This window comes from Streptomyces sp. NPDC000134, from assembly GCF_042899225.1.
GTDB lineage: Bacteria > Actinomycetota > Actinomycetes > Streptomycetales > Streptomycetaceae > Streptomyces.
The window spans coordinates 146,479-167,885 of sequence record NZ_JBIAZN010000015.1; the positions used below are offsets into that span (position 1 = coordinate 146,479).

General features: G+C 73.2%; 26 protein-coding genes and 1 pseudogene. 13 read left to right on the plus strand and 14 right to left on the minus strand.

Annotation, left to right across the window (positions count from 1 at the left end; all coding sequences use genetic code 11):
• Positions 1-2: 2 nt before the first annotated feature.
• Positions 3-971, minus strand: coding sequence for an aldo/keto reductase (locus ACFY32_RS23080; RefSeq protein ID WP_390675129.1), 969 nt, complete (start codon positions 969-971; stop codon positions 3-5).
• 203 nt (positions 972-1,174) lie between these two features.
• Between ACFY32_RS23080 and ACFY32_RS23085 the strand changes: the two genes are divergently transcribed.
• A complete protein-coding gene (locus ACFY32_RS23085) occupies positions 1,175-2,038 on the plus strand; it encodes a hypothetical protein (RefSeq protein ID WP_390675130.1) in 864 nt (287 codons plus the stop codon).
• A 79-nt stretch (positions 2,039-2,117) separates the two neighbouring features.
• On the opposite strand, the gene ACFY32_RS23090 is transcribed toward ACFY32_RS23085, so the two are convergent.
• The 6 genes from ACFY32_RS23090 to ACFY32_RS23115 form a co-directional block, all read right to left on the minus strand.
• A complete protein-coding gene (locus ACFY32_RS23090; protein WP_390675131.1) occupies positions 2,118-2,249 on the minus strand; it encodes a hypothetical protein in 132 nt (43 codons plus the stop codon).
• Between the two features lie 234 nt (positions 2,250-2,483).
• A complete protein-coding gene (locus ACFY32_RS23095) occupies positions 2,484-3,773 on the minus strand; it encodes a macrolide family glycosyltransferase (protein ID WP_390675132.1) in 1,290 nt (429 codons plus the stop codon).
• Between the two features lie 103 nt (positions 3,774-3,876).
• Positions 3,877-4,038, minus strand: coding sequence for a hypothetical protein (locus ACFY32_RS23100; protein ID WP_390675133.1), 162 nt, complete (start codon positions 4,036-4,038; stop codon positions 3,877-3,879).
• A 2-nt stretch (positions 4,039-4,040) separates the two neighbouring features.
• Positions 4,041-4,181, minus strand: a complete 141-nt coding sequence (locus ACFY32_RS23105; protein WP_390675134.1) for a hypothetical protein — start codon at positions 4,179-4,181, stop codon at positions 4,041-4,043.
• A 122-nt stretch (positions 4,182-4,303) separates the two neighbouring features.
• Positions 4,304-4,603, minus strand: a complete 300-nt coding sequence (locus ACFY32_RS23110) for a ferredoxin (protein WP_390675135.1) — start codon at positions 4,601-4,603, stop codon at positions 4,304-4,306.
• 3 nt (positions 4,604-4,606) lie between these two features.
• Positions 4,607-5,662, minus strand: a complete 1,056-nt coding sequence (locus tag ACFY32_RS23115; protein ID WP_390675136.1) for a cytochrome P450 — start codon at positions 5,660-5,662, stop codon at positions 4,607-4,609.
• Between the two features lie 389 nt (positions 5,663-6,051).
• On the opposite strand from ACFY32_RS23115, the gene ACFY32_RS23120 reads away from it, so the two are divergent.
• Positions 6,052-6,435, plus strand: coding sequence for a hypothetical protein (locus ACFY32_RS23120; protein ID WP_390675137.1), 384 nt, complete (start codon positions 6,052-6,054; stop codon positions 6,433-6,435).
• A gap of 260 nt (positions 6,436-6,695) precedes the next feature.
• Entirely contained in the window at positions 6,696-7,055 is a 360-nt protein-coding gene (locus ACFY32_RS23125) for a hypothetical protein (RefSeq protein WP_390675138.1), read from the plus strand.
• Between the two features lie 118 nt (positions 7,056-7,173).
• Here ACFY32_RS23125 and ACFY32_RS23130 read toward each other — a convergent pair whose 3' ends face one another.
• On the minus strand, positions 7,174-7,374 hold the full coding sequence (locus ACFY32_RS23130; protein ID WP_359201722.1) for a ferredoxin: 201 nt from the start codon (positions 7,372-7,374) through the stop codon (positions 7,174-7,176).
• Positions 7,375-7,386: 12 nt separating this feature from the next.
• Entirely contained in the window at positions 7,387-8,586 is a 1,200-nt protein-coding gene (locus ACFY32_RS23135) for a cytochrome P450 (protein WP_359201720.1), read from the minus strand.
• Positions 8,587-8,961: 375 nt separating this feature from the next.
• Here ACFY32_RS23135 and ACFY32_RS23140 point away from each other — a divergent pair, with 375 nt between their 5' ends.
• Positions 8,962-9,423, plus strand: a complete 462-nt coding sequence (locus ACFY32_RS23140) for a nitroreductase family deazaflavin-dependent oxidoreductase (RefSeq protein WP_390675139.1) — start codon at positions 8,962-8,964, stop codon at positions 9,421-9,423.
• Positions 9,424-9,486: 63 nt separating this feature from the next.
• On the opposite strand, the gene ACFY32_RS23145 is transcribed toward ACFY32_RS23140, so the two are convergent.
• Positions 9,487-10,395 (minus strand): cation diffusion facilitator family transporter, encoded by a 909-nt coding sequence (locus ACFY32_RS23145; RefSeq protein WP_390675161.1) that lies wholly within the window; start codon positions 10,393-10,395, stop codon positions 9,487-9,489.
• A 260-nt stretch (positions 10,396-10,655) separates the two neighbouring features.
• Here ACFY32_RS23145 and ACFY32_RS23150 point away from each other — a divergent pair, with 260 nt between their 5' ends.
• Positions 10,656-11,681 (plus strand): glutathione S-transferase C-terminal domain-containing protein, encoded by a 1,026-nt coding sequence (locus ACFY32_RS23150; RefSeq protein WP_359201716.1) that lies wholly within the window; start codon positions 10,656-10,658, stop codon positions 11,679-11,681.
• Between the two features lie 46 nt (positions 11,682-11,727).
• Positions 11,728-12,072: a DUF4235 domain-containing protein gene (locus tag ACFY32_RS23155; protein WP_390675140.1), complete on the plus strand. Its 345-nt coding sequence runs from the start codon at positions 11,728-11,730 to the stop codon at positions 12,070-12,072.
• A 43-nt stretch (positions 12,073-12,115) separates the two neighbouring features.
• Here ACFY32_RS23155 and ACFY32_RS23160 read toward each other — a convergent pair whose 3' ends face one another.
• Positions 12,116-12,508, minus strand: a complete 393-nt coding sequence (locus ACFY32_RS23160; RefSeq protein ID WP_359201714.1) for a VOC family protein — start codon at positions 12,506-12,508, stop codon at positions 12,116-12,118.
• Positions 12,509-12,645: 137 nt separating this feature from the next.
• The gene (locus ACFY32_RS23165) at positions 12,646-13,623 is read right to left on the minus strand and encodes a helix-turn-helix domain-containing protein (protein ID WP_359201712.1); all 978 of its coding nucleotides are present in this window, start codon (positions 13,621-13,623) and stop codon (positions 12,646-12,648) included.
• Between the two features lie 71 nt (positions 13,624-13,694).
• Between ACFY32_RS23165 and ACFY32_RS23170 the strand changes: the two genes are divergently transcribed.
• From ACFY32_RS23170 to ACFY32_RS23185, 4 genes are all read left to right on the plus strand, one after another.
• A complete protein-coding gene (locus tag ACFY32_RS23170) occupies positions 13,695-14,645 on the plus strand; it encodes an NADP-dependent oxidoreductase (protein ID WP_359201710.1) in 951 nt (316 codons plus the stop codon).
• A 183-nt stretch (positions 14,646-14,828) separates the two neighbouring features.
• A complete protein-coding gene (locus ACFY32_RS23175) occupies positions 14,829-15,209 on the plus strand; it encodes an anti-sigma factor antagonist (RefSeq protein WP_359201708.1) in 381 nt (126 codons plus the stop codon).
• Between the two features lie 267 nt (positions 15,210-15,476).
• Complete coding sequence (locus ACFY32_RS23180; protein ID WP_359201706.1) at positions 15,477-16,139, plus strand: DUF4230 domain-containing protein; 663 nt, start codon at positions 15,477-15,479, stop codon at positions 16,137-16,139.
• Between the two features lie 65 nt (positions 16,140-16,204).
• Positions 16,205-16,786, plus strand: a complete 582-nt coding sequence (locus ACFY32_RS23185) for a VanZ family protein (RefSeq protein ID WP_390675141.1) — start codon at positions 16,205-16,207, stop codon at positions 16,784-16,786.
• A gap of 16 nt (positions 16,787-16,802) precedes the next feature.
• Here the strand turns inward: ACFY32_RS23185 and ACFY32_RS23190 are convergent, their stop codons facing one another.
• Both ACFY32_RS23190 and ACFY32_RS23195 read right to left on the minus strand, forming a co-directional pair.
• On the minus strand, positions 16,803-17,039 hold the full coding sequence (locus ACFY32_RS23190) for a hypothetical protein (RefSeq protein WP_359201806.1): 237 nt from the start codon (positions 17,037-17,039) through the stop codon (positions 16,803-16,805).
• 340 nt (positions 17,040-17,379) lie between these two features.
• Positions 17,380-18,177 (minus strand): SDR family oxidoreductase, encoded by a 798-nt coding sequence (locus tag ACFY32_RS23195; protein WP_359201702.1) that lies wholly within the window; start codon positions 18,175-18,177, stop codon positions 17,380-17,382.
• A gap of 143 nt (positions 18,178-18,320) precedes the next feature.
• Between ACFY32_RS23195 and ACFY32_RS23200 the strand changes: the two genes are divergently transcribed.
• From ACFY32_RS23200 to ACFY32_RS23210, 3 genes and pseudogenes are all read left to right on the plus strand, one after another.
• Entirely contained in the window at positions 18,321-19,358 is a 1,038-nt protein-coding gene (locus ACFY32_RS23200; protein ID WP_390675142.1) for a PHP domain-containing protein, read from the plus strand.
• A 45-nt stretch (positions 19,359-19,403) separates the two neighbouring features.
• Complete coding sequence (locus ACFY32_RS23205; protein WP_359201698.1) at positions 19,404-20,060, plus strand: HAD family hydrolase; 657 nt, start codon at positions 19,404-19,406, stop codon at positions 20,058-20,060.
• 61 nt (positions 20,061-20,121) lie between these two features.
• A pseudogene (locus ACFY32_RS23210) lies at positions 20,122-21,389 on the plus strand (aromatic acid exporter family protein).
• Positions 21,390-21,407 lie beyond the last annotated feature (18 nt).

Here is a 21,407-nt window from a genome sequence, read left to right on the forward strand (position 1 = left end):
GCTCAGTGACCGGAGACGGGAAGCGGGGTGTAGGGCCGCTCCAGCTCCTCGATCTCCTTGTCGGTCAGCCGCAGTCCGACGGCCGCCACCGCGTCGTCGAGGTGCCCCGGCCGGGAGGCCCCGATGATCGGCGCGGTCACCGTGTCGCGGTGCAGCAGCCAGGCCAGCGCCACCTGGGCGCGCGGGACGCCGCGCTCCCCGGCGATGCGGGTGACGGCCTCCACGATGGCGCGGTCGCCCTCCTGGTAGAGGGTGCCGCCGAAGGCGTCGGTGGTGCTGCGCCGGGTGCTGGTCCCCCAGTCGCGGGTGAGGCGGCCCCGGGCCAGCGGGCTCCACGGCAGGACGCCGACGCCCTGGTCCGCGCAGAGCGGCAGCATCTCGCGCTCCTCCTCGCGGTAGAGGAGGTTGTAGTGGTTCTGCATGGACACGAACTTGGTCCAGCCGTGCCGCTCGGCGGTGTACTGCATCTTGGAGAACTGCCAGGCGTACATCGAACTCGCCCCGAGATAGCGCACCTTGCCCGCCCTCACCAGGTCGTGCAGGGCCTCCATCGTCTCCTCGACCGGCGTGTGCGGGTCGAAGCGGTGGATCTGGTAGAGGTCGACGTAGTCGGTGCCCAGGCGGCGCAGGCTGTGGTCGATCTCGGTCATGATCGCCTTGCGGGAGAGGCCGGCGCCGTTGGGGCCGGGCCGCATCCGGCCGTGCACCTTGGTGGCGAGGACGATCTCGTCCCGGCGGGCGAAGTCGGCGAGGGCCCGGCCGACGATCTCCTCGCTGGTGCCGTCGGAGTAGACGTTGGCCGTGTCGAAGAAGGTGACGCCCGCCTCCAGCGCCTGCCGGATCAGCGGCCGGGACGCCTCCTCGTCCAGGGTCCACTCGTGGGTGCCCCGGTCGGGGACGCCGTAGGTCATACAGCCCAGACAGATCCGGGACACCTCCAGGCCGGTCGTCCCGAGCCTCACGTACTGCATCGTTGCTGCTCCTGCCGTCGGATGGGTGACACAGGGAGCGTACGTGCCGGCGCGCGCCGCGGGGCCGGGCGCCGGTGGGGCGGGCCGGTTGCTGCCCCCAGGTGACGGCCCGGCGTGGGAGCGGCCGGGGGTCCGGGGCGCTGCCGCATCCTCGGCGCAGACGGCCGGCGTCCGGCCGGTCGTGCCGGCCCCGGGAGGAAAGCGTGCCGAACCGTCCGAGAAGTGTCCCGATCCTGGCCGGTGCGGCCCTGGTCTGTCTGGCCCTGGTGCCGCCCGCGTGGGCCCGGCCGGGTCCCGCCCCGGACCCGGCGACCGCGACTGAGGCGGCGTCGACGCTGTGCGCGCCGGCCGGCACCCTGCGCGGGCCGGGCGGGCAGCGGGCAGCGGTCGTCCTGTGCGCGGGCGGCGGCCCCCGCGGCCTGTCGGTGTCGGCGCCCGCGACCTGCCGGGTGCCGGGGACGGCCACCCGGTACGCCTGTCTGACCTCCGGCGCCTGGACCGCCCGCCGCGCCGGGCGGACCGTCGCCTCGGGCGCCCTGCCCGGCGCGGACGCGGTCTACCCGGGGCCGGGCACGTACACGATCACGGCCGACGTCCACGCCCGGTCCGCGCCGGAGAGCGTCGACCTGCGGGGCAGGGTCCGCGCGACCCTCACCCTGCACACCCCCGTGGCCGCCCCCACCCATCGCGTCGAGGTCGACCGGACCTCCGTGCGCCCCGGCGCCACCACGACGCTGACCTACACCGTCCACCAGGACAGCGCGGCGGGCGACGGCAGCGCCCGGCTCGGTCTGATCGGCGAGGAGGGCACCGGGGCGCGACTGGCCGCCGACGACGCCCGCTGCGTCAGCCCGGTCACCGGAGGCGACCGGGCCGGGACCCGCCTCGGGCACGCCCTCGACTGCACGCTCACCGGCCTGCGGCCGGGCCGCCCCGCCACCGTCCGGGTCCGCGTCACCCTGGGGCCGGCCTGCTCCACGGTCGTCTCCAAGCTGGGCTACTGGCTGCCCCGCGGCCAGGAGGTGACCGGCGGCATGCTGCCGGGGCCGACGGTCCGCTGCGACTAGGCCCTGTCTCTTCGGTGGCGCCCTCGGGCTGATCCTGCCGGTTGGGCGTCGCCGCGGTCCCTGGCATCGATCAGTTCGGTCAGGGCGGCCCGGTTACGTTCGAGGGAGTCGATGCCCCGGTGTCGTCGATGCGGATGTGGAGCACGTTGAGCAGGAAGCCATCGATCGCCCTTGTGGGGGCGGTCACCGCGATCGCTTCGCGCACGGCCACCGGCGGACCCCTGAGCGTCGGAGCCGACCGAGATGCATCGCGCCCGGTGCTCCCCCAGCTCCCAGGGACATACCAGGGCATGGTCACGGCTGAGGGGCGGCCGGTGGCCGGGTCGGTTCGGTGGGCGATGGTGTACTCGCGGGTGAAGCGGTCGGCCTCGGCCACGGAGCGCGCGAGCCGCTCCGCGGCGGCGATGCCGCACCGGCCGCGGCCCTTGCCGCCGCTGACTTCGTTTCACCGACCCCCGCCCGGAGACGTCGGACGGCCTGCTGCCGACCACACCGGCTCCGGCCGGACGGCGGAGGACCCATCGCGTAGTGCGGCCTCGACGATGTCGGCTGCCCGCTGTGCGCCGCCGTCCCGGCACATCCGCGCCCGGACCGTGCGGCAGCGCTCCGCGACCGCCGGGTCACCGGTCAGTTCCTCCAAGGCGGTGCGGAGCGCGGCAGCGGTGACCTCGTGCGGAGGGAGGACCCTGGCCACGCCCAGTGATTCCAGCATCGCGGCGTTGACGGGTTGGTCGAGTGCCAGCGGTACGCAGATCATCGGGGTTCCCGTAGCGAGTCCTTCCTGAGCGCCGCCCGCGCCCGCGTGGGTGACGAACAGGTCGGCCTGTCGGAGGACCGCGAGCTGTGGCACCCAGGGGCGGACCTCGACGTTGCGGGGCAGCTTCGCGGTGTCCGGGGCGGGCATGTGGCCGCCGGTCTGGAGTACGACGTGCCACCCCGGTAAGTCGCCGAAGGCGCGTACGCACTCGCGGTAGAGGTCCGGCTGACGGGTGAACAGTGAGCCGAAGGACACCAGAAGTACTTTCTCCGCCTCCGTCGGCGCTTTCCAGTTCCCCTGTTCGGCATGGTTCTCGTAGCAGGTGCCGACGAAGGTGTAGAGGCGTTCGTCGACCCGGTCGGCGTGCGGTTGGAGCATTCTCGGCAGCATCACCAGAGCCCGGCCGGGATGCCAGGAGAAGAGGGTCCGGCCAGAGGGGGCGCCCTGGCGCCGCAGCCAGCGGGACAGTTCCCGGTAGGCGGCGCGGACCCGCTCGGGCGGCAGCGGGTGGGCGCCGCCGGGGCCGTCCGGGTCGTAGTACCCCTCCCAGGCGATGGAGTGCGCGGTGAGCTGGATGTGCGGTACGCCCCAGGCGTGCGCGAGGGCCCGGGACGCCGGCACCACGCTGTCCCCGAGGACGAGGTCGGGCTCGTCCCCCTCGTACAACCCCGCCAGTTCCCGAAGCGCACGGCCCGCCTTCTTGAGCAGTGCACCGACCAGATCGAGGTGCGGGCCCTTCATCAGTGGGCTGTCGAGGTCCGAGAGGTCGATGCCGGAGGTGCGCAATGAGACCCGGCGGATGCGGAGTTCCGCGCCGGTCGGGGCGACGACCCTGTCGAGCGGACGCGGCACGGCGTAGGTGACCCGGTGTCCGCGGGCCATGAGTTCCTGTACGACGGCGAGGCTCGGCCGCACATGTCCGTGCAAGGCATCGTTGACAACGGCAATGTGTGCGGGTCGCGTGGACTGCTCAGACATGCCGTCAGGCTAGGAGGAAGGGTTTGCCGGCGCCGCCCCACTGCCTGGCCCACCCCCTGTAAGGGTGTCACCGTTCGACCAGCTCTTCGCACGGGCTAGCTGGTCAGGGCGGGCTGACGTGGTCTTGGTCGCGCTTGTTGGACCGTTGCCCGGTCAGGACCGGGTCGGCGTCCGCGCGGGCGGAGGTTTCCCAGGCCACCGCCCGGCGGGAGAACGCGTCGCGGATCGCGGGCAGCCGGAGCGGGCCCTCTCCAATAGCGATCATGGTCAGGTCGGTGACCCACAGCCCTGGTGCACGCCGAGTTCCTCGGCCATGCGGCGGATCACGGGCTTCGGCTCGGTGGTGGTCCGCTGCATCCGCACCGCACGCTCACTCGACTCCAGCGGGTACGTCCTCGGAGCAGACATCGTCCGGGCTCCTCCCGCAAGACCCATCTGACCATCCGTCACCCATTCCCGCTTCTCGGGGGAACCTCACACCGCGGGTCGGACGGGGCTTCGAACAACGCCCTGGGGGGGGAGAGGGCTGGTCACGATGGCGGATCGGTGTCCGGGGCGATGAGTCTCCCCGACGCCTCCTCCACCACGGTGAGGGCCTGACCCGGGCAGATCTCGGCGGCGTCGAGCAGCGCTCCGTCCGGAGGGCCGAGCGTTTCACCGGCGCCGGCTTCTCGGCCGTCCGCCGCGAACCACTTCCCGGCGATGCTTCGGCACATGCCCGACCCGACACAGGACTGGCTGTCCACGGTCACCCGCCACAGTCGGGGCGCAGCCCCTGGTGCGTCCTTCTCGTCGTGCCTGCCGTTCGTCCCGGTGGATTCTTCGGACATCGTTCACCACCGTACGGGGAGCGCCGAGGGGCCTCGGGTGATTGCGCCCGGCCTCCACTCGATGTCCGCCGCCGGCACGGCGAGGGTCAGGTGCGGTAGCCGACGAAACAGCGTGGCGAGTGCCGTCTGGAGCTCGGAGCGCGCCAGTTGAGCTCCGAGGCAGTGGTGGAACCCGTACCCGAAGGCCAGGTGGGCGGCGTTCCGCCGAGTCGGGTCGAAGGTGTCCGGGGTGTCGAAGACCGCCCGGTCGCGGGAGGCGTGGGCGAGGGAGACCTGTACCGGATCGCCTGCCCGGACGAGCTGGCCGCCGAGCACGACGTCCGTCACGGCGATCCTCGGATGGGCCACGTCGAACGTGGCGTCCAAGCGCAGCAGTTCCTCGACCGCCGCTGCGACTTCCGCGGGCGATCCCTCCCGTACGGGCCGTGCCGCGTCCGGGTTCTGCAGCAGCGTCAGCGTGCTGACGGAAAGCTGGTTGGCGATGGTTTCATAGCCCACCACCACAAGGGTGGCGCCCAGATCGACGAGTTCTCGCTCGGACAGCTTGTTGCCGTCGTCCCTCGCCATGATCAAGTGGGTGAGCAGGTCGTCGGAGGGATCTCGCCGTTTGGCTCTGATCAGTCTGTTGACGTAACCGCTCATCCGGCTGCGAGCGGCGCGCACCGACCCGTCGGATGTCAGTCGTAATACCAAGTTGGACCATTCGCGAAACGACGCGTGGTCGGCGTGCGGGAGACCCAGCAACGTGCACATGATGCTCACCGCGAAAGGCGCGCCGTACTCGCCGACCAACTCCCCTTCCCGTCGGCCGTTTCGAGTCAGTCCGTCCAGCAGGCGGCTCGCGTTCTCCTGCATCAAGGGGCGCAACCGCTCGGCGCTGCGCGCGGTGAAGGCGCCGGCCACCAGCCGCCGCAGCCGGGTGTGCTCCGGCGGATCCATCATGAGGATGGTACCCGGGGGGAGCGGGGCGGCCAGCCGGGGGGCGCCCGGGAGGGCCGTCGCCGTGGTGCTGAACCGCGCATCGCTCAGCACCTGCCTGACCTCGTCGTATCCGGTCACGAGCCAGAAGTCCGTCCCGTTGGACGCTCGCGTCCATGTCACCGGTCCGGGATCGATGGGAGTGTCCGGCTCCCTAGGGGCGGCGAAGGGAACGATGCGGGTGGGGGACGTCTGACTCACGGGCGGAGGCGACCTTCCTGATCGGGGAGAACAGCGGCACGGTACCGACCACCCGGCACCCGGCATCGGCGGTAACGGACGTAATGCCCCACTCGTGCTTCCACAGACGCCCGAAAAGAAGTAATAAATGAGAGCCAGTTCGAATTACTTAGGTGAATCGATGATTCTGATTTTTGCTTCTTTTCTGCCGTTACCTCTTCGGTGCGTCCGGTGTTTGTGGTGTCGATCGTCCCGAACGGCGGGACACGCCCGGAAGCGAAGGAACAGCAATGATCGGAAAGACGGTTCTCTGGGGAACTCTGACGACGGTGGCGGTGACGACCGCTCTCACCGGAACGGCGTCGGCGAACGACGACCAGCACGGTGTGCTGGCCGGCGGTCTCGGCTCCAACCTGATCAGCCAGAACGCCGACGACAGTTCCAGCGTCTGCCGAGGCAACGCCCCCGTGTTGGACCATCACGCATGCACCACCGGCCACGCCCGCGGCAAGGGCGGCGGCGACCACCGCGCCGTGACAGGGGGCGTGCTCTCCAACGTCCTGTCGAGCAACGCCACTGACCACAGCAATGTCTGTAACCGCTTGGCGCCCGTGCTCTCCAGCGGCTCCTGCACCACGAACACCGGGGAAAGCCACGGGCACGGCCCGAGGTAGTACGCGCGCCCAGCACCGGCCGGCGTCGATCGAGGGCAGGCAGAAGAAGGACATCGGCCGCTGAACAACGAGCAGGACTCTGCCCGCAGTTCCGCGTGGCACCGAGGCACGCGCTCCGCCACGCGGCGACGCGATCGTCGCGTGGTCCGCGCCGTGGGTTCGGTGCGGAAGACTTGCACCAAGCTGGTTCACGGGCCCGCGCCGGATGCTCCTCCGGACGGAGATACCCACGAGCCGCGGGAAAGGAACTCATGCATGTCATGACGACGGCTCTCTTGGGGACGCTCACCGCAGTGGCAGCGGCGATGGCGCCCGCTGGGACGGCGGTTGCGGACGACGACCCGCACAGCGTGCTGGCGGGCGGCCTTCTGTCCCGTCTGGGCAGCCACACCGCCGACGACTACTCCAACAACTGCGGGAGCCTCGTACAGATCATGGCTCGCACGACGTGCGTCACCGTGGATGCCGACCAGCACGGAGGCGGCGACCACCGCGCCGCGCCGGGCGGCGTGCTGTCCGACATCACGACAAGCGGCGCCACCGACCACAGCAACGTCTGCGGCCAAGTCGTGGCCATCCTGTCCGAGACGACGTGCGTGGTGCGCCACTCGCATTCTTGAGGACGACTTCCGCTTCCCGGTCTGCGACAACTGAGACGGACGAAGGGCCGCCGGGCCGCCGGCCCGGCGGAGGCTTGGCGATGCCGCGGAAGCCTGAGACGGACCCTGGTTCGGACCGTCAGGCGACCGTCTCCGAGACGGTGATGGCGCTCACCGGGCAGGCCCGCGCCGCCTCGCGGAGCAGGGGGCTGCCGGCGCCGTCCTCGCGGCCCGGCAGGACGGTGCTGTAGCCGTCGTCGTCCTGGGTGAACACGTCGGGGGCGGTCAGGGCGCACTGGCCGGCGCCGATGCACAGGTCCTTGTCGATGTCGATACGCATGTGCGGAGCCTCCTACCAGGCCACGGGGAGTTCCAGCATCCCCTGGATCGTGTCGCCGGGTTTGAAGGGGATCTGCTCGGCCGGCGCGGCCAGGCGCAGCCCAGGCAGCCTGCCCAGGAGGGTGCCGAGGGCGATCTCCATCTCGGCGCGGGCCAGGTTCTGGCCGAGGCACTGGTGGATGCCGAACCCGAACGCCACGTGGTGGCGGGCGGGCCGGTGGAAGTCGAGGTCGTCGGCGTCGGGGTAGACGGCCGTGTCGCGGTTGATGACGGAGGTGGCGAAGACGACGCCCTCGCCGGCCCGGATGGTCTCCCCGTCGATCTCGATGTCCTCGGTGGCCAGCCGCAGCAGCCCGTCGGCGATGGACAGCGTCCGCATCAGCTCCTCGACCGCGTCGGGCAGCAGGCCCGGGTCGGCGCGGAGTTCGGCCAGCCGGTCGGGGTGCCGCAGCAGGGTGTAGGTGCCCAGCGAGATCATGTTGGCGGTGGTCTCGTGGCCGGCGACCAGCAGGATCAGCGCCAGCGCGACGAGTTCCTCGCGGTCGGTCCGGCCCTCGGCGAGGGGGCCGCGGACCAGTTCGTCGAGCAGTCCCGTGCCGGGCTTCTCGCACTTGGCGTCGATGAGCTGCCCGAGGTACTCCTGCAGGCGGTCGCGGGCCCGCCGCACGTCGGCGGCGGCCGGGCCGCGCAGCAGGGTGCGGGACTGCTCCTGGAAGAACTCGTGGTCGGCGTAGGGGACGCCGAGCAGGGCGCAGATCACCATCGAGGGGACGGGCAGCGCGAAGGCGGTCACCAGGTCGGCGGGCGGGCCCTGGGCGATCATGGCGTCGAGGTGCTCGTCCACGATCCGCTGGATCTCGGGGCGCAGCGCGGCGGCCCGCTTGAGGGTGAACTCGGGGAGCACCATCCGGCGCTGGGTGCGGTGTTCGGGGTCGTCGACGCCCAGCAGGGCGGCGCCGCGGCGGTTGGGCTCCAGGACGAGCCGGGGCACGGTGACGGGGAAGCCGTCGCGGGTGCGGTCGGTCGACAACCGCTGGTCGGCGAGGAGACGGCGGGCGGCCGAGTGACCGGTGACCAGCCAGACCTGGCGGCCGTCGTAGAGGGTGACGCGGGCCAGCGGCCGGGCGGCGCGCAGCGGGTCGTAGCCGGCGGGCGGGTGGTAGGGGCAGGTCCGGTCCTGGGGGAAGGCGACGGTTGCGGTCGTGTCCGTCATGAAGACCTCGCAGACGAAGAGTGCGTCGTGCCGATCTTCATTAGATGCCCGGGGCACCTAGATGGCGACGTGAAGTTCGGCCAGATCGCGGCCGGGGGCGAAGTGGCCGGGGATCGACGCCCCGCCGGCCGCTGCCGTCCCGCTCGCTGCGCGGGGCGCGGCGCACGCGGGGCGGGCCTGGCGCGATAGGGCCGTCCGGCGGCGGCGCCGGTCCGCCGGTTCCCGTCGGGCGCCCGGGGCCCCGCCGGTGCGGCGGCCGGGACGGGCGGGGCCCCGCCGGTGCGGCGGCCGGGACGGGCGGGGCAGGGATGGATACCGTGCCGCGCGGTGTTGGGAGGGAGGTGAGCCGCGGAATCTGACGATGGGACGGATGCCATGCCTCTTGAGGGCGAGTACGAACCCAGCCCGACGCGGTGGGTGCGGGAGCAGGTGGAGCTGTACGAGGGTTCCGGGGGTACGAAGGGGACCACGCTCCGGGACAGCGGGCTGCCGGTGGTCGTGCTGACCACGCGGGGCGCCCGCAGCGGCAAGCTGCGCAAGACACCCCTGATGCGGGTCGAGCACGAGGGCCGGTACGCCGCGGTCGCCTCCCTGGGCGGCGCGCCGGAGCACCCGGTCTGGTACCACAACGTCAAGTCCGACCCGCACGTGGAGCTTCAGGACGGCCCGGTCAAGCGGGACATGACGGCCCGTGAGGTCACCGGCCGGGAGAAGGCCGAGTGGTGGGAACGGGCCGTCGCGGCCTTCCCGCCGTACGCCGACTACCAGAGGAAGACGGACCGGGTGATCCCCGTCTTCGTCCTGGAGCCCGTCCCGGAGCGGCAGGAGGAGGGCTGAGCCGGCGCATGGATTTTTCCGCGCGGGCCGCGCATGAACCGGCGGCCCGCGGGCAGCCGTGATTCAGGCCCCGCCGCGTTCCCCCGTCGCGGCGGGGCTTTCGGCTGCCTCCTGCGCGAGCCGGTCGGTCACGTCGAGGAAGATCTGCCCCGCCTCGGGGACGGTGTGCGCGATGGACCGCTTGATGCGGACGGCGACGTCCTCCACCCGTTCGCTGTCCAGGCCGGGCACGAGGTCTATGCGGGCCGCGACCAGGATGGAGTCCAGGCCGGTCTTCATGGTGAACAGGGCCTCCACGCTGTCGATCTCCGGCTGCGCCCGCAGCAGTTCCCGGATCCGGCCGCTGGCCTCGGGGTCGGCGGCCTCCCCGATCAACTGGTCCCGGGCCTCGCGGCCGAGCCGGTAGGCGACGTACACCAGCAGGGCGCCGATGGCGAGTGAGGCGGACGCCTCCCACACGACGTCCCCGGTGACCATGTGCAGGGCCATGCCGACGATGGCGAGCGACACGCCGAGCACCGCGGTGCCGTCCTCGGCGACGACCGTGCGCAGCGCCGGGTCGCTCAGCCCGCCGCCCTGCCGGCGCACCTGGTGCAGGGCGCGCAGCAGCGAGGCCCCCTCGGCGAGCAGGGCGACGCCGAGCACGGCCAGGCCGGCGATGTAACCGCTCAGTTCCTCCTCGGCGCCCTCGCGGAGCGCCTCGACGCCCTGGAAGACGGAGAAGCAGCCGCCCATGACGAAGATGCCGACCGCCGCGAGCAGCGACCAGAAGTAGCGTTCCTTGCCGTAACCGAAGGGGTGCCGCCGGTCGGCGGGACGGCGGCTGCGGCGCAGCGCGGCGAGGAGGAAGACCTCGTTGAGGCTGTCGGCCACGGAGTGCGCCGCCTCCGACAGCAGCGCGGGCGAGCCCGCGAGGACGCCGCCGACCGCCTTGGCGACGGCGATGACCAGGTTGGCGGCCAGGGCCACCAGGACGGTGACGCGGGTGTGCCGGTCCGTCTTCTCCTGCGCCTGGGCCTGCGCCTGGGTCCGGGTGGGTGTCTTCTGCTCCGTCCGGGGGGTCCTGTCGTCCGTACGGGGGGTCGTCTCGTTCGTGGGTGTGCCGCTCACCCTTCGCCGAATGCCCCCGGCCGGGCCCGCCCACACCCGCTGTGCGGGTGGCCCGCCCGTGCCGATGGCCGAAAACGGGGAACGCGTCCACCAGGGCACCCGCACGGCAGACAGGAGAGGCCATGAGCGACGGCGACGGGGAGGCCGGGAACAGCGCGTACGGCAAGAAGGCGTTCAAGCGGTCCCGGAGCCACTTCGCGGACCGGATCACCGCCGACGGCCGGGACGGCTGGCCGGTGGAGCCCGGCCGCTACCGGCTGGTGGTCAGCCGGGCCTGCCCGTGGGCGAGCCGGGCGCTGGTCTCCCGTCGGCTGCTGGGCCTGGAGGACGCGCTGTCCCTGGCGGTCGCGGACCCGGTCCAGGACGACCGGAGCTGGCGTTTCACCCTCGACCCGGACGGCCGCGACCCGGTGCTGGGCATCCGCTACCTCAGCGAGGCGTACGACAAGCGGGAGACGGGCTATCCGGGCGGGGTCAGCGTCCCGGCGATCGTGGACGTGCCCAGCGGGCGGCTGGTCACCAACGACTACCAGCAGATCACCCTCGATCTCGCCACCGAGTGGCGGGCCCTGCACCGGGCGGGGGCGCCGGACCTGTACCCCGAGGCGCGGCGCGCGGAGATCGACGAGGTGATGGCGGACGTCTACCGGGACGTCAACAACGGGGTGTACCGGGCCGGTTTCGCCACCGGGCAGGAGGAGTACGAGGCCGCGTGCGCGGGGGTGTTCCGGCAACTGGAGCTGCTGGCGCCCCGGCTGGAGCGGCAGCGCTATCTGGTCGGCGACACGATCACGGAGGCCGACATCCGGCTCTTCACCACGCTGGTGCGTTTCGACGCCGTCTACCACGGACACTTCAAGTGCAACCGCTGGAAGCTGACGGAGAACCCGGTGCTGTGGGCGTACGTCCGCGACCTCTTCCAGACGCCCGGGTTCGGCGACACCGTCGACTTCGACCACATCAAGCGGCACTACTACCAGGTGCACACGGGCGTCAATCCGACCGGGATCGTGCCGCTGGGCCCCGATCTGGCGGGCTGGCTCACCCCGCACCACCGCGAGGAGCTGGGCGGCCGGCCGTTCGGCGACGGTACGCCGCCGGGTCCGGTCCGGCCCGGCGAGGAGGTCCCGGCGCGGGGCCGGCCCTGAGGCACCGGCGTCGCCACCGCGGCGTCCCGGACATCCGGGCATCCGCATGTCCGGCAGGACACCGAATTTTCCGACAACACGAGGAGAACCTGTGGGAAAGAAGAAGAAGCAGAAGCTGCCCATGGCCTACAAGCCGGTCGGCTTCGTGCTGGGCTGGGCGGGCGGCGCGCTGGCCGGGATGGCGTTCCAGAAGACCTGGAAGCTGATCCGGCACGAGGACGACGCGCCCGACGCCCTGGACCCGGACCGGGGCTGGGGTGAGATCCTGCTGGCCGCCGCGGTCCAGGGCGCCCTCTTCGCCGCGGTGCGCAGCGTGGTGGACCGCTCGGGCGCCAAGGCCATCGAGCGGTCCACCGGTGTCTGGCCGACCCAGGCCGGCGGACGCGACTGACCTTCGCCGCACCGCCGCCGCGCCGACGGCCCCCAGCTCGGGTTCAGCCCTGCTTGGGGGCCGTCGACGGGTTGCGCAGCAGGGTGAAGGAGTGGCCCGCCGGGTCGGAGAAGCTGCGCTCCTCGTACGGGCCCGGCGCGTCCTTGGTCTCCAGCGGGCGTCCGCCGAGCCCCACGACACCGCGTTCGGCCGCGTCGAGGTCGTCGACGACGAAGTCCAGATGGGCCTGGAGGGAATTCTCGGGGCGGGGCCAACTGGGCGGGGTGGCGTTGACGTCCCGGCGGAACGCCATGCGGAAGCCGTCGGCTCCCCTGATCTCGATGCGGTTGGCGGCGACGTCCGTCTCCTCCGCGCCGAGCAACTCCTTGTAGAACTCCGCGAGAATCTCGGGCTCGGCACAGTCGAGCACCACGACGCCCGCTTTCACCAGTGCCATCTTCTCCTCCGTGGGGTCCGGGGCGCGGGGCGGTCCTTGCCCCGCCCCCCTTTCCCCTGCGGATATCCCGCCCCGGGCGTTTCAGTCGGCCGCCGGTGCGGTGACCGGGATCGCGAAGGGCCGTCAAGTCCCCTCGCTCAGCCGGAGGTTGCCCCGGCCACGGCCGCCGCCCGGAACGTCCGCCGGTAGGCGCCCGGCGAGACGCCGATGGCGGCGTGCAGGTGCTGGCGCAGCGAGGCGCCGGTGGCGAAGCCGACCAGGCCGGCGATGCGGTCCACCGGCAGGTCGCTGGCCTCCAGCAGATGCCGGGCGCGGGCGACGCGCTGCTGGATCAGCCAGCGCCCGGGGCTGAGGCCGACCTCGTCGTGGAAGCGGCGGGCGAAGGTGCGCAGGCTCATCCCGGCGTGCGCCGCGAGGTCGGTCAGGGTCAGCGGCTCGTCGAGGCGCTCCAGCACCCAGGCCCGGGTGGCGGCGGTGCTCGTGGCGCCCGCCTGCGGCACCGGCTGTTCGATGTACTGGGCCTGGCCGCCGTCCCGGAACGGCGGCACCACGCAGCGGCGGGCGACCGTGTTGGCCAGTTCGCTGCCGTGGTCCTCGCGGACCAGGTGCAGGCAGACGTCGATGCCGGAGGCGGCGCCGGCGGAGGTCAGCACCCGGCCGTCGTCGACGAAGAGGACGTCCGGGTCGAGCGGGATGTGCGGGAACGTCCGGCGGAAGGCGCCGGCGAGCTGCCAGTGGGTGGTGGCCCGGTGGCCGTCCAGCAGCCCGGCCGCGGCCAGCACGAAGGCGCCGGTGCAGATGGAGACCAGGCGGGCGGCGGGCCGGATCAGCGCCAGGGCGTCGCGCACCTCGGCGGACAGCTCGGCGGTGACCCGGTAGGGCGCGATCGCGGCGACCACCACCGTGTCGGCGGTGGCCAGCACCTCGGGGCCGTGGTCGGCGGTGACGGTGAAGCCGGCGTCGGTGCGCACCGGGCGGCCGTCGGCGGTGCAGGTCAGCACCTCGTAGCGGCCGTCGGCGGCACCCAGGATGCGGCTGGGGATGCCCAGCTCGAAGGCGTAGACGCCGTCGAGGGCGAGGACGACGACCCGTTCCGGGCGCGGGGTGAGCTGCATGGCACGATCGTAGCGGAGCATGGCAGTCCTGCCATTTTCCGGACGGGCGGAAGACGGCAGGCTGGGTGACCATGAGCGATGTGAACACCATGCGAGCCATCAGCCAGGACGTCCTCGGCGGTCCCGAGGTCCTGAAGGAAGTACGTCTGCCGCGCCCCGAACCGCGCCCGAACGAGGTGCTGGTGCGGGTCCGCGCCGCCGGCGTCAACCCGACCGACTGGAAGCACCGCGCCAACGGCGGCTTCCTCGGCGAGCCCCCCTTCGTGCTGGGCTGGGACGTGTCCGGCACGGTCGAGGCGGCCGGGATCGGCGTCGCCGCCTTCCGGCCCGGTGACGAGGTCTTCGGCATGCTGTCGTACCCCTTCGGCCACGGCTCGCACGCCGAGTACGTCGCCGCCCCGGCGCGCTTCTTCTGGCACAAGCCGGCCGGGACCGACCACGTGCAGGCGGGCGCGCTGCCGCTGGTGTCGCTGACCGCGTGGCAGGCGCTGGTGGAGCGGGCGGAGCTGCGGCCCGGCCAGCGGGTGCTGATCCACGCGGCGGCCGGCGGCGTGGGCCACGCGGCGGTGCAGATCGCCAAGGCCCGGGGCGCCCATGTGATCGGCACGGCCAGTGCGGGCAAGCACGACTTCCTGCGCTCCCTCGGCGTGGACGAGCCGGTGGACTACCACGAGACGGACGTCACCGAGGCGGTCGGGGACGTCGACGTGGTGCTGGACACGCTCGGCGGCGACACGGCCGTGAAGTCGCTGCGGGTGCTGCGTCCGGGCGGGGTCGTGGTGTCGATCCTGCCGGTCGGCTCGGACGAGTTCCCCCGGGAGGCGGAGCGGCTCGGCGTACGCGCGGTGCGGATGCTGGTCGACGCCGACCAGGCCGGGATGCGGGAGATCGCCGCCCTGGTGGAGGCGGGCAGGCTGCGGGCCGCGGTCGAGCGGACGTTCCCGCTGGCCGACGCGGCCGGCGCGCACGCGCAGGGCGAGCGGGGACGGACCACGGGCAAGCTGGTCCTGGTCATGGACTGAGCGGCCCGCCCCTCCCCCGGCGGACGACCCCGCGTGCCCGCGCCCGGAAGTACTTGAGAATTCGATGACATATGTCAATCGAACATGCTCAGATTCCCTCGGACGAGGGTAACTTGCGGAGCACGCAAGGGCGTTGGGCCGTCGGCGCCCACCGTCCGGGGAGCGAGCTGGAGGCGATGTCGTGTGCGGCAGGAACCCGCACCGCTCAGCCGGTATCTGCGCGTGCGCCACGTCCGGGGGCACACGGTGCTGGAGTTCCGCGGCGAGATCGACATCGCCGCGGCGGACGAGATCGTTCCGCATCTGGACCGGGCGACCGGCCGTCCCGGCGCCCGGGTGGTGCTGGACCTCAGCCGGGTCGAGTTCTTCGACTGTTCCGGGCTGCGGCTGCTGTACCGGGCCCGGGGCCGGGTCCTGGGCCACGGCGGCGAACTGCACCTGGTGTGCGCGCACGCGCTGACCCTGCGCGTGCTGCGCATCACCGGCCTGTCCAGGCTGCTGCCGCCCCGGCCGACCCTCGACGACGCGCTGGGCCGCCCGGGAGCCACGTCCGGCTCCGTGTGACGCCCGGCCCGGTGCGGGGTGGCACCCGGTACCCGCCCACACCGAGGTGGGCGCACACCTCCTCGGCCAGTTCGGGATGGGCACTACCGCTGAAGACGGCGATGTCTCGCCCGGACCGCTCCTCGTGTAATCACGTCCGGCCGGGGTGCCCATGCTGCTGACCTCGGTTTTCCCGTCCCGGGACGGCTCCGGCCGCGCGTGTTCCAACTGGGCGGTCTGCCAAGGGAAGTGAGGGGCATCCGGTCAGTAGGAAGGAGGGCCGTCGCCATGTCGACTCCCATCGGGCGCCAGCCCCGGCGCCTCCCGGCCTGGGTCAAGGTGCTGTCCGCGGTCGCGGTGGTGCTCGCCGTGCTGTTCGCCGGGCTCCGGCTGAGCCTGATCCCGGGCCTGAAGGACCTGTTCGGCACCGAGACCCACGACCGGTCGGGCCCCGCGCTGCTGGAGTCCATCCAGGACATCAGCCGCTACGAGGCCGCCACCGGCAACTTCCAGGTCGTGGTCGACCTGGAGAAGGACACCAAGTTCCTGCCCGACGCGATCCGCGGCAGCCGCACGCTGTACGTCGGGGCGGGCACCGTCGACTCCTACGTGGACCTCGGCAAGGTCGACGACGGTGATGTGACGGTGAACGAGGACCGTACCGCCGCCACGCTGAAGCTGCCGCACGCCGCGCTCGCCAAGCCGGCCCTCGACCCCGAGCGGTCCTACGCCGTCTCCAAGGAGCGCGGCCTGTTCGACCGGCTCGGCGACCTGTTCTCCGACAATCCCAACGGCGAGCAGGCGGTACAGAAGCTGGCGGTCCGGCACATCGGCGACGCGGCGAAGGAGAGCGGGCTGAACGCACGCGCCGAGAGCAACACCACCCGCATGCTCCAGGGCCTGCTGCACTCACTGGGCTTCCAGAAGGTGCGGGTGTCCTACGGCGGGTGAGCATCGCCCCCGCACCGGCGGGTAACCGCCGTACCACACCTGGAAGTCGAGAACTGGAGGACCCCATGGCCCGTGCCGGCACCCTGTGGCCGCGCTCCCTGCTGCGCCCGCGCACCGCCGCCGAGACCGACGAGCCCGCCGCCCGCAGCGGACCGGCCGCCAAGGGCGGGGAGCCGGAGACCGTACGGCGTCCGCTGCCCTGGCCGCTGCGGCTGCTGGCGGTGCTGTGCGCGTTCGCGTTCATGGTGGTGTTCGCGGTGGTGCTGGCGCGGCTCACACTGAATCCCTCGCCCGCCTCGGAGGCGTTCACCCACACCAATCTGCACCCCGGGCGCTCCCTGGAGGCGTATCTGAACCAGCCCGCGCTGCGGGACGCGGTCAAGCAGATCGGCGGGAACGTGCTGCTCGGCGTCCCGTTCGGGGTGCTGGTCCCGGTGGTCGCGCCGCGCACCCGCGGGGTGCTGCGGGTGCTGCTGCTGACGGCCGTCGTGATGCTGCTGGTCGAGCTGGCCCAGGGCTCGATGGTCACCGGGCGCGCCTTCGACATCGACGACGTCATCCTCAACACCACGGGCGCGCTGCTGGGCTACCTGCTGCTCGGGCGGCGGATGAGCCGCGCGGTGCACGCCCGCCGGGTCCGGGCCTGAAGGGACCCCGGCACGGTCAGTGGAGCGTCCAGGTGAACTTGTCGCCGCCGACCCAGCGGACGGCCTCCGGATCGTCCAGGTCGTGGACGGTGATGCCGAACGCTGCGGCGGCCTGGAGGACGTCGGTGACGCCCCTCGCCTCACCGACGACCTGACCGTCGATCTCCACGATCCGGAACGGCGGGGTGCCCGGCTGGACCCCGAGCACCAGGACCCGCGGTCGGGTGATGTACGGACTCGCGATTTCGGTCATACGTCGAGCGTAGAGCGGCCCGGTCGGTTCCGACCGGGCCGCTCGGCTGCCCAGCGGGTCCAGGACGGCCGCCTCCACGGCACCCCGGGTGGCCGGGCGGCCGGAGTCCCCGTGCTCGCCCGGCCGGGTGAGCGCGGGGGCGATCGCCCGCCCCTGTTCGAACCGCTCGAAGGCCCGCGGGCCGAGGTACGGGGCCCGGCGGGCCGCCGGGGTGTCGCCCAGGTGGTGGCCGGCCTCCCGCACTGCCCGGCTCGTCCGCCGACGCCGGGCCGCCGCGGTCGCGCGGTCCCGCTGGAGCCGGTGCGCAGTCGCGCGATGTCCGCCCCTCCGCGTCCTCGTGTCAGGGACGCCGCCAGTCGTCGCTGGTCAGATGCGATCCGGCCATCGGGCCCATCCGCAGCATGCCGCCGTCCACGCTCCAGGAGGCGCCGGTGACGTAGGAGCCGTCGGGCCCGGCGAGGAAGGCGATCACGGCGGCGACCTCGCGGGCGTCGCCGGGCCGGCCCAGCGGCACGCCCGGCCGGCGTTCGGTGTGCGGGTCGGTGTCCTCCTGGCCGGTCATGGGCGTGGCGATCTCGCCGGGGGCGACCGCGTTGACGGTGATGCCGTGCTCGGCCAGTTCCAGCGCCATCACCTGGGTGAGCAGCCCGAGCCCGCCCTTGGCCGCGCAGTAGGGGGCGGCGCCCACCCGGGGCTGGTGTTCGTGGACGGAGGTGACGTTGACGATCCGGCCGCCGTCGCCCTGCCGGATCATGCGGCGGGCCGCCTTCTGGCCGCACAGGAACGGTCCGGCCAGGTCCACGTCCAGGACGTGCCGCAGGTCGTCCAGGCCCAGGTCGAGGAAGGGCGTGGCGGTGCCCGTCCCGGCGTTGTTCACCAGGACGTCGACCCGGCCGAGCCGTTCGCACAGCTCGTCGACGGTGTCCGCGGCGGCGGGCAGCCGGGTCAGGTCGACCTGGCTCAGCTCGGCCCGCCGGCCCAGGGCCCGTACCTCCTCGGCGGTACGCTCGGCGCCCTCCTGGTCGGTGTGCCAGGTGATGCCGATGTCCAGGCCGGCCTCGGCCAGGCGGACGGCGGTGGCCCGGCCGATACCGGAGTCGGAGCCGGTGATCACGGCCACGCGGGTGGTGTCGGGCATGGTGCCTCCTTGCCGGCGGGGGGCGGAAGTGACGGGGGATCGCAGTACCCGGGCGAGGTACCGGCAAACCACGGGGGACACCGCCCCCGCCGTGCGACCGGGCCGGGGCCGGGGGACGCTGGGGCGAGGAGGTGGCTCATCCGATGGACCCCGTCGAGGCGCTGGACCGGATCGCGTTCCTGCTGGAGCGGTCCCTGGCACCGGCGTACCGCGTCCGCGCGTTCCGGACGGCGGGCCGGGTGCTGTCCGGGCTGTCCGCGGACGAGGTGCGGCAGCGGGCGGACGCCGGTTCGCTGGAGTCGCTGAAAGGGGTGGGTCCGAAGACGGCCCAGGTGGTGCGGGAGGCGCTGGCCGGAGAGGTGCCGGGCTATCTGGAGAAGCTGGAGGGCGAGGCGGGCGCCCCGGTGACCGAGGGCGGTGAGCGCCTGCGGGCCCTGCTGCGCGGCGACTGCCACCTGCACTCGGACTGGTCGGACGGCGGCAGTCCGATCGCGGAGATGGGGCGGACCGCGGCGGCCCTCGGGCACGAGTGGGCGGCGCTGACCGACCACTCCCCCAGGCTCACCGTGGCGCGCGGCCTGTCCCCCGAGCGGCTCCGCGAGCAGCTCGACGTGGTGGCCCGGCTGAACGAGACCTGGGCGCCGTTCCGGCTGCTGACCGGTATCGAGTGCGACATCCTGGAGGACGGCTCGCTCGACCAGGAGCCCGAGCTGCTGGAGCGGCTCGACGTGGTGGTGGTGTCCGTGCACTCCAAGCTGCGGATGGACGCCCGCTCGATGACCCGCCGCATGGTGGCCGCCGTACGCGATCCGCACGCCGACGTGCTCGGGCACTGCACCGGGCGGCTGGTGACCGGGCGGGGGCGGCCGGAGTCCGAGTTCGACGCGGAGGCGGTGTTCGCGGCGTGCGCGGAGAGCGGCACCGCCGTGGAGATCAACAGCCGGCCCGAGCGGCTGGACCCGCCGCGGCGACTGCTGCGGCGGGCGGTGGCCGCGGGCACGCTGTTCTCGATCGACACCGACGCGCACGCGCCGGGCCAGTTGGACTGGCAGATCCTCGGCTGCGCGCGGGCCGAGGAGTGCGGGGTGGAACCGGACCGGGTGGTCACCACCTGGCCCCTGGACGACCTGCTGGCCTGGACCCGGGAGGGCCGCACACCGGCCGGCGTGAGCGGGCGCTGACGTGGTACCCGACGGACGATCGAGGCACGAGGAAAGGATCGGTGCATGGAACGGGCCGCCGTGTTCGACGTCGACGGAACCCTGGTCGACACCAACCACCTGCATGTCACGGCCTGGTGGGAGGCGTTCCGGCAGGCCGGGCACCAGGTGCCCATGCACGCCGTCCACCGGGCCGTGGGACTGCCCTCCACCGACCTGATCGCCCACCTGCTGGGCGAGGACCGCGACACCGGCCAGGACGACCGGCTCAGCGCCGCGCACAAGGCGCTGTACGGGCAGTACTTCGACCGGCTGCCCGCCCTGCCGGGCGCCGGGGAACTGCTGCGCCGTCTGGCCGCCGACGACTGGAAGGTGGTGCTGGCCACCTCGGCGGGCGGCGCGGAGCTGGGCGCGCTGCGCCGGGCCATCGACGCCGACGACGCCATCACCGCGACCGCCAGCGCCGACGACGTCGACGCCGGCAAGCCCGCGCCCGAGCCGGTCCAGCACGCCCTGGAGCTGGCCGGGGTGCCCGCCGAGCGGGCGGTGTTCGTCGGCGACACGGTCTGGGACATGCGCGCGGGCAGCGCGGCCGGGGTGCGCTGCGTGGGCGTGCTGTGCGGCGGCATCCCCCGCGCCGACCTGGTCGACGCGGGCGCAGACGCGGTCTACGACGGTCCCGCCGCGCTGCTGGCGGACCTGGCCGGCGGCCCCTTCGCGTGACGACGCCGATCTTGCGGATACCCGGCACGGCATGACGGACGTGAGGGACGCAGCCGCGCGGATGAGGGACGCGGCACGGCGGGAGACGTACGCGGTGGGACAGGCCGTCCGGGCCGCCTGGCGGGCGCCGGGACGCGAACGCGACCTGGTCAAGCAGTCGCTGAAGGCGGCCGCGGCCGGGCTGCTCGCCTGGTGCGTGGCGGGCGTCTGGATGGGCGACCCGATGGCGCTGATGGCGCCCTGGGTGGCGGTGGTGCTGGTGCAGGCCACCGTCTACAGCTCGGTACGGCAGGCCGCGCAGCAGTTCGCCGCGATGTGCGTGGGCACCCTGATGGCGTCCGGAGCGCAGGCGGTCACCGACGACACCACCGGCGCGCTCGCCCTGTGCCTGCCGCCGCTGATGCTGCTCGCCAACTGGTCGCGCCTGGGCGCCCAGGGCGTCTACGCCGCCACCACCGCCGTGTTCACCCTGGCCTCCGGGGCCGTCTCGGAGTCGGCGGTCGGGCACCGGCTGGCGCAGGCGGCGCTCGGCGCGTTCATCGGGGTGGCCGTCAACGCGCTGGTGCTGCCGCCGATCCACCTGCGGGACGTCCGGGAGAACCTGGTCGCGCTGGTCCGGGACACCGGCGACGTCCTGCGGGACATCGCCGGGGGCCTGCGCGAGGAGGACTGGGACGCGCAGACCGCCGCCGACTGGTCCGACGGGGCGGCGCGGCTCCAGCGCCGGCTCGACGCGCTGGAGTCGGCCCGCGCCTGGAGCCGGGAGAGCCTGCGCCTCACCTACGCCCCGCTGCGCGCCCTGCACCGGGTGCCGCCGACGCCCACCGTGCCGCCGGAGGACGAGGACCTGCGCTGGAGCCGCGTCACCGGGCAGGTCACCGCGCTCACCCGGACCCTCGCCGTGACGGTCGACGAACACCGCACGCCCGCCCCGCCCGAGGGCCCGGTCCTGCGGCTCTACGCGCGCCTGCTGGAGCTGATCGGCGACGCCTGCCACGGGGAGGCCGACCGCCTGGCGGGCACGGCCGGCGAGGACCGGCCCGGCCGGGCGGACCCGGCGGTCCTCGCCTGGCGGGCACGGCCGGCGAGGACCGGCCCGGCCGGGCGGACCCGGCGGTCCTGGAGGATCTCCACGAGCGGCTCCAGGAGGGGCTGCGGGAGCACGCCGGGCGGGGCGCCGCGCCGACCGCCGTGCTCGGCTCCCTGCTGCTCCAGGCCGAGAACATCTGGGCGGAGATCCTGCCTCCCGACGACTCCGCCGAGGCAAGTGACGCGGATCACCCCGTATCGGGACGAAGCGCGGAACATCGGGAGGTCCCGCTCCGTTGAGACCATCGTGGGTGCGGA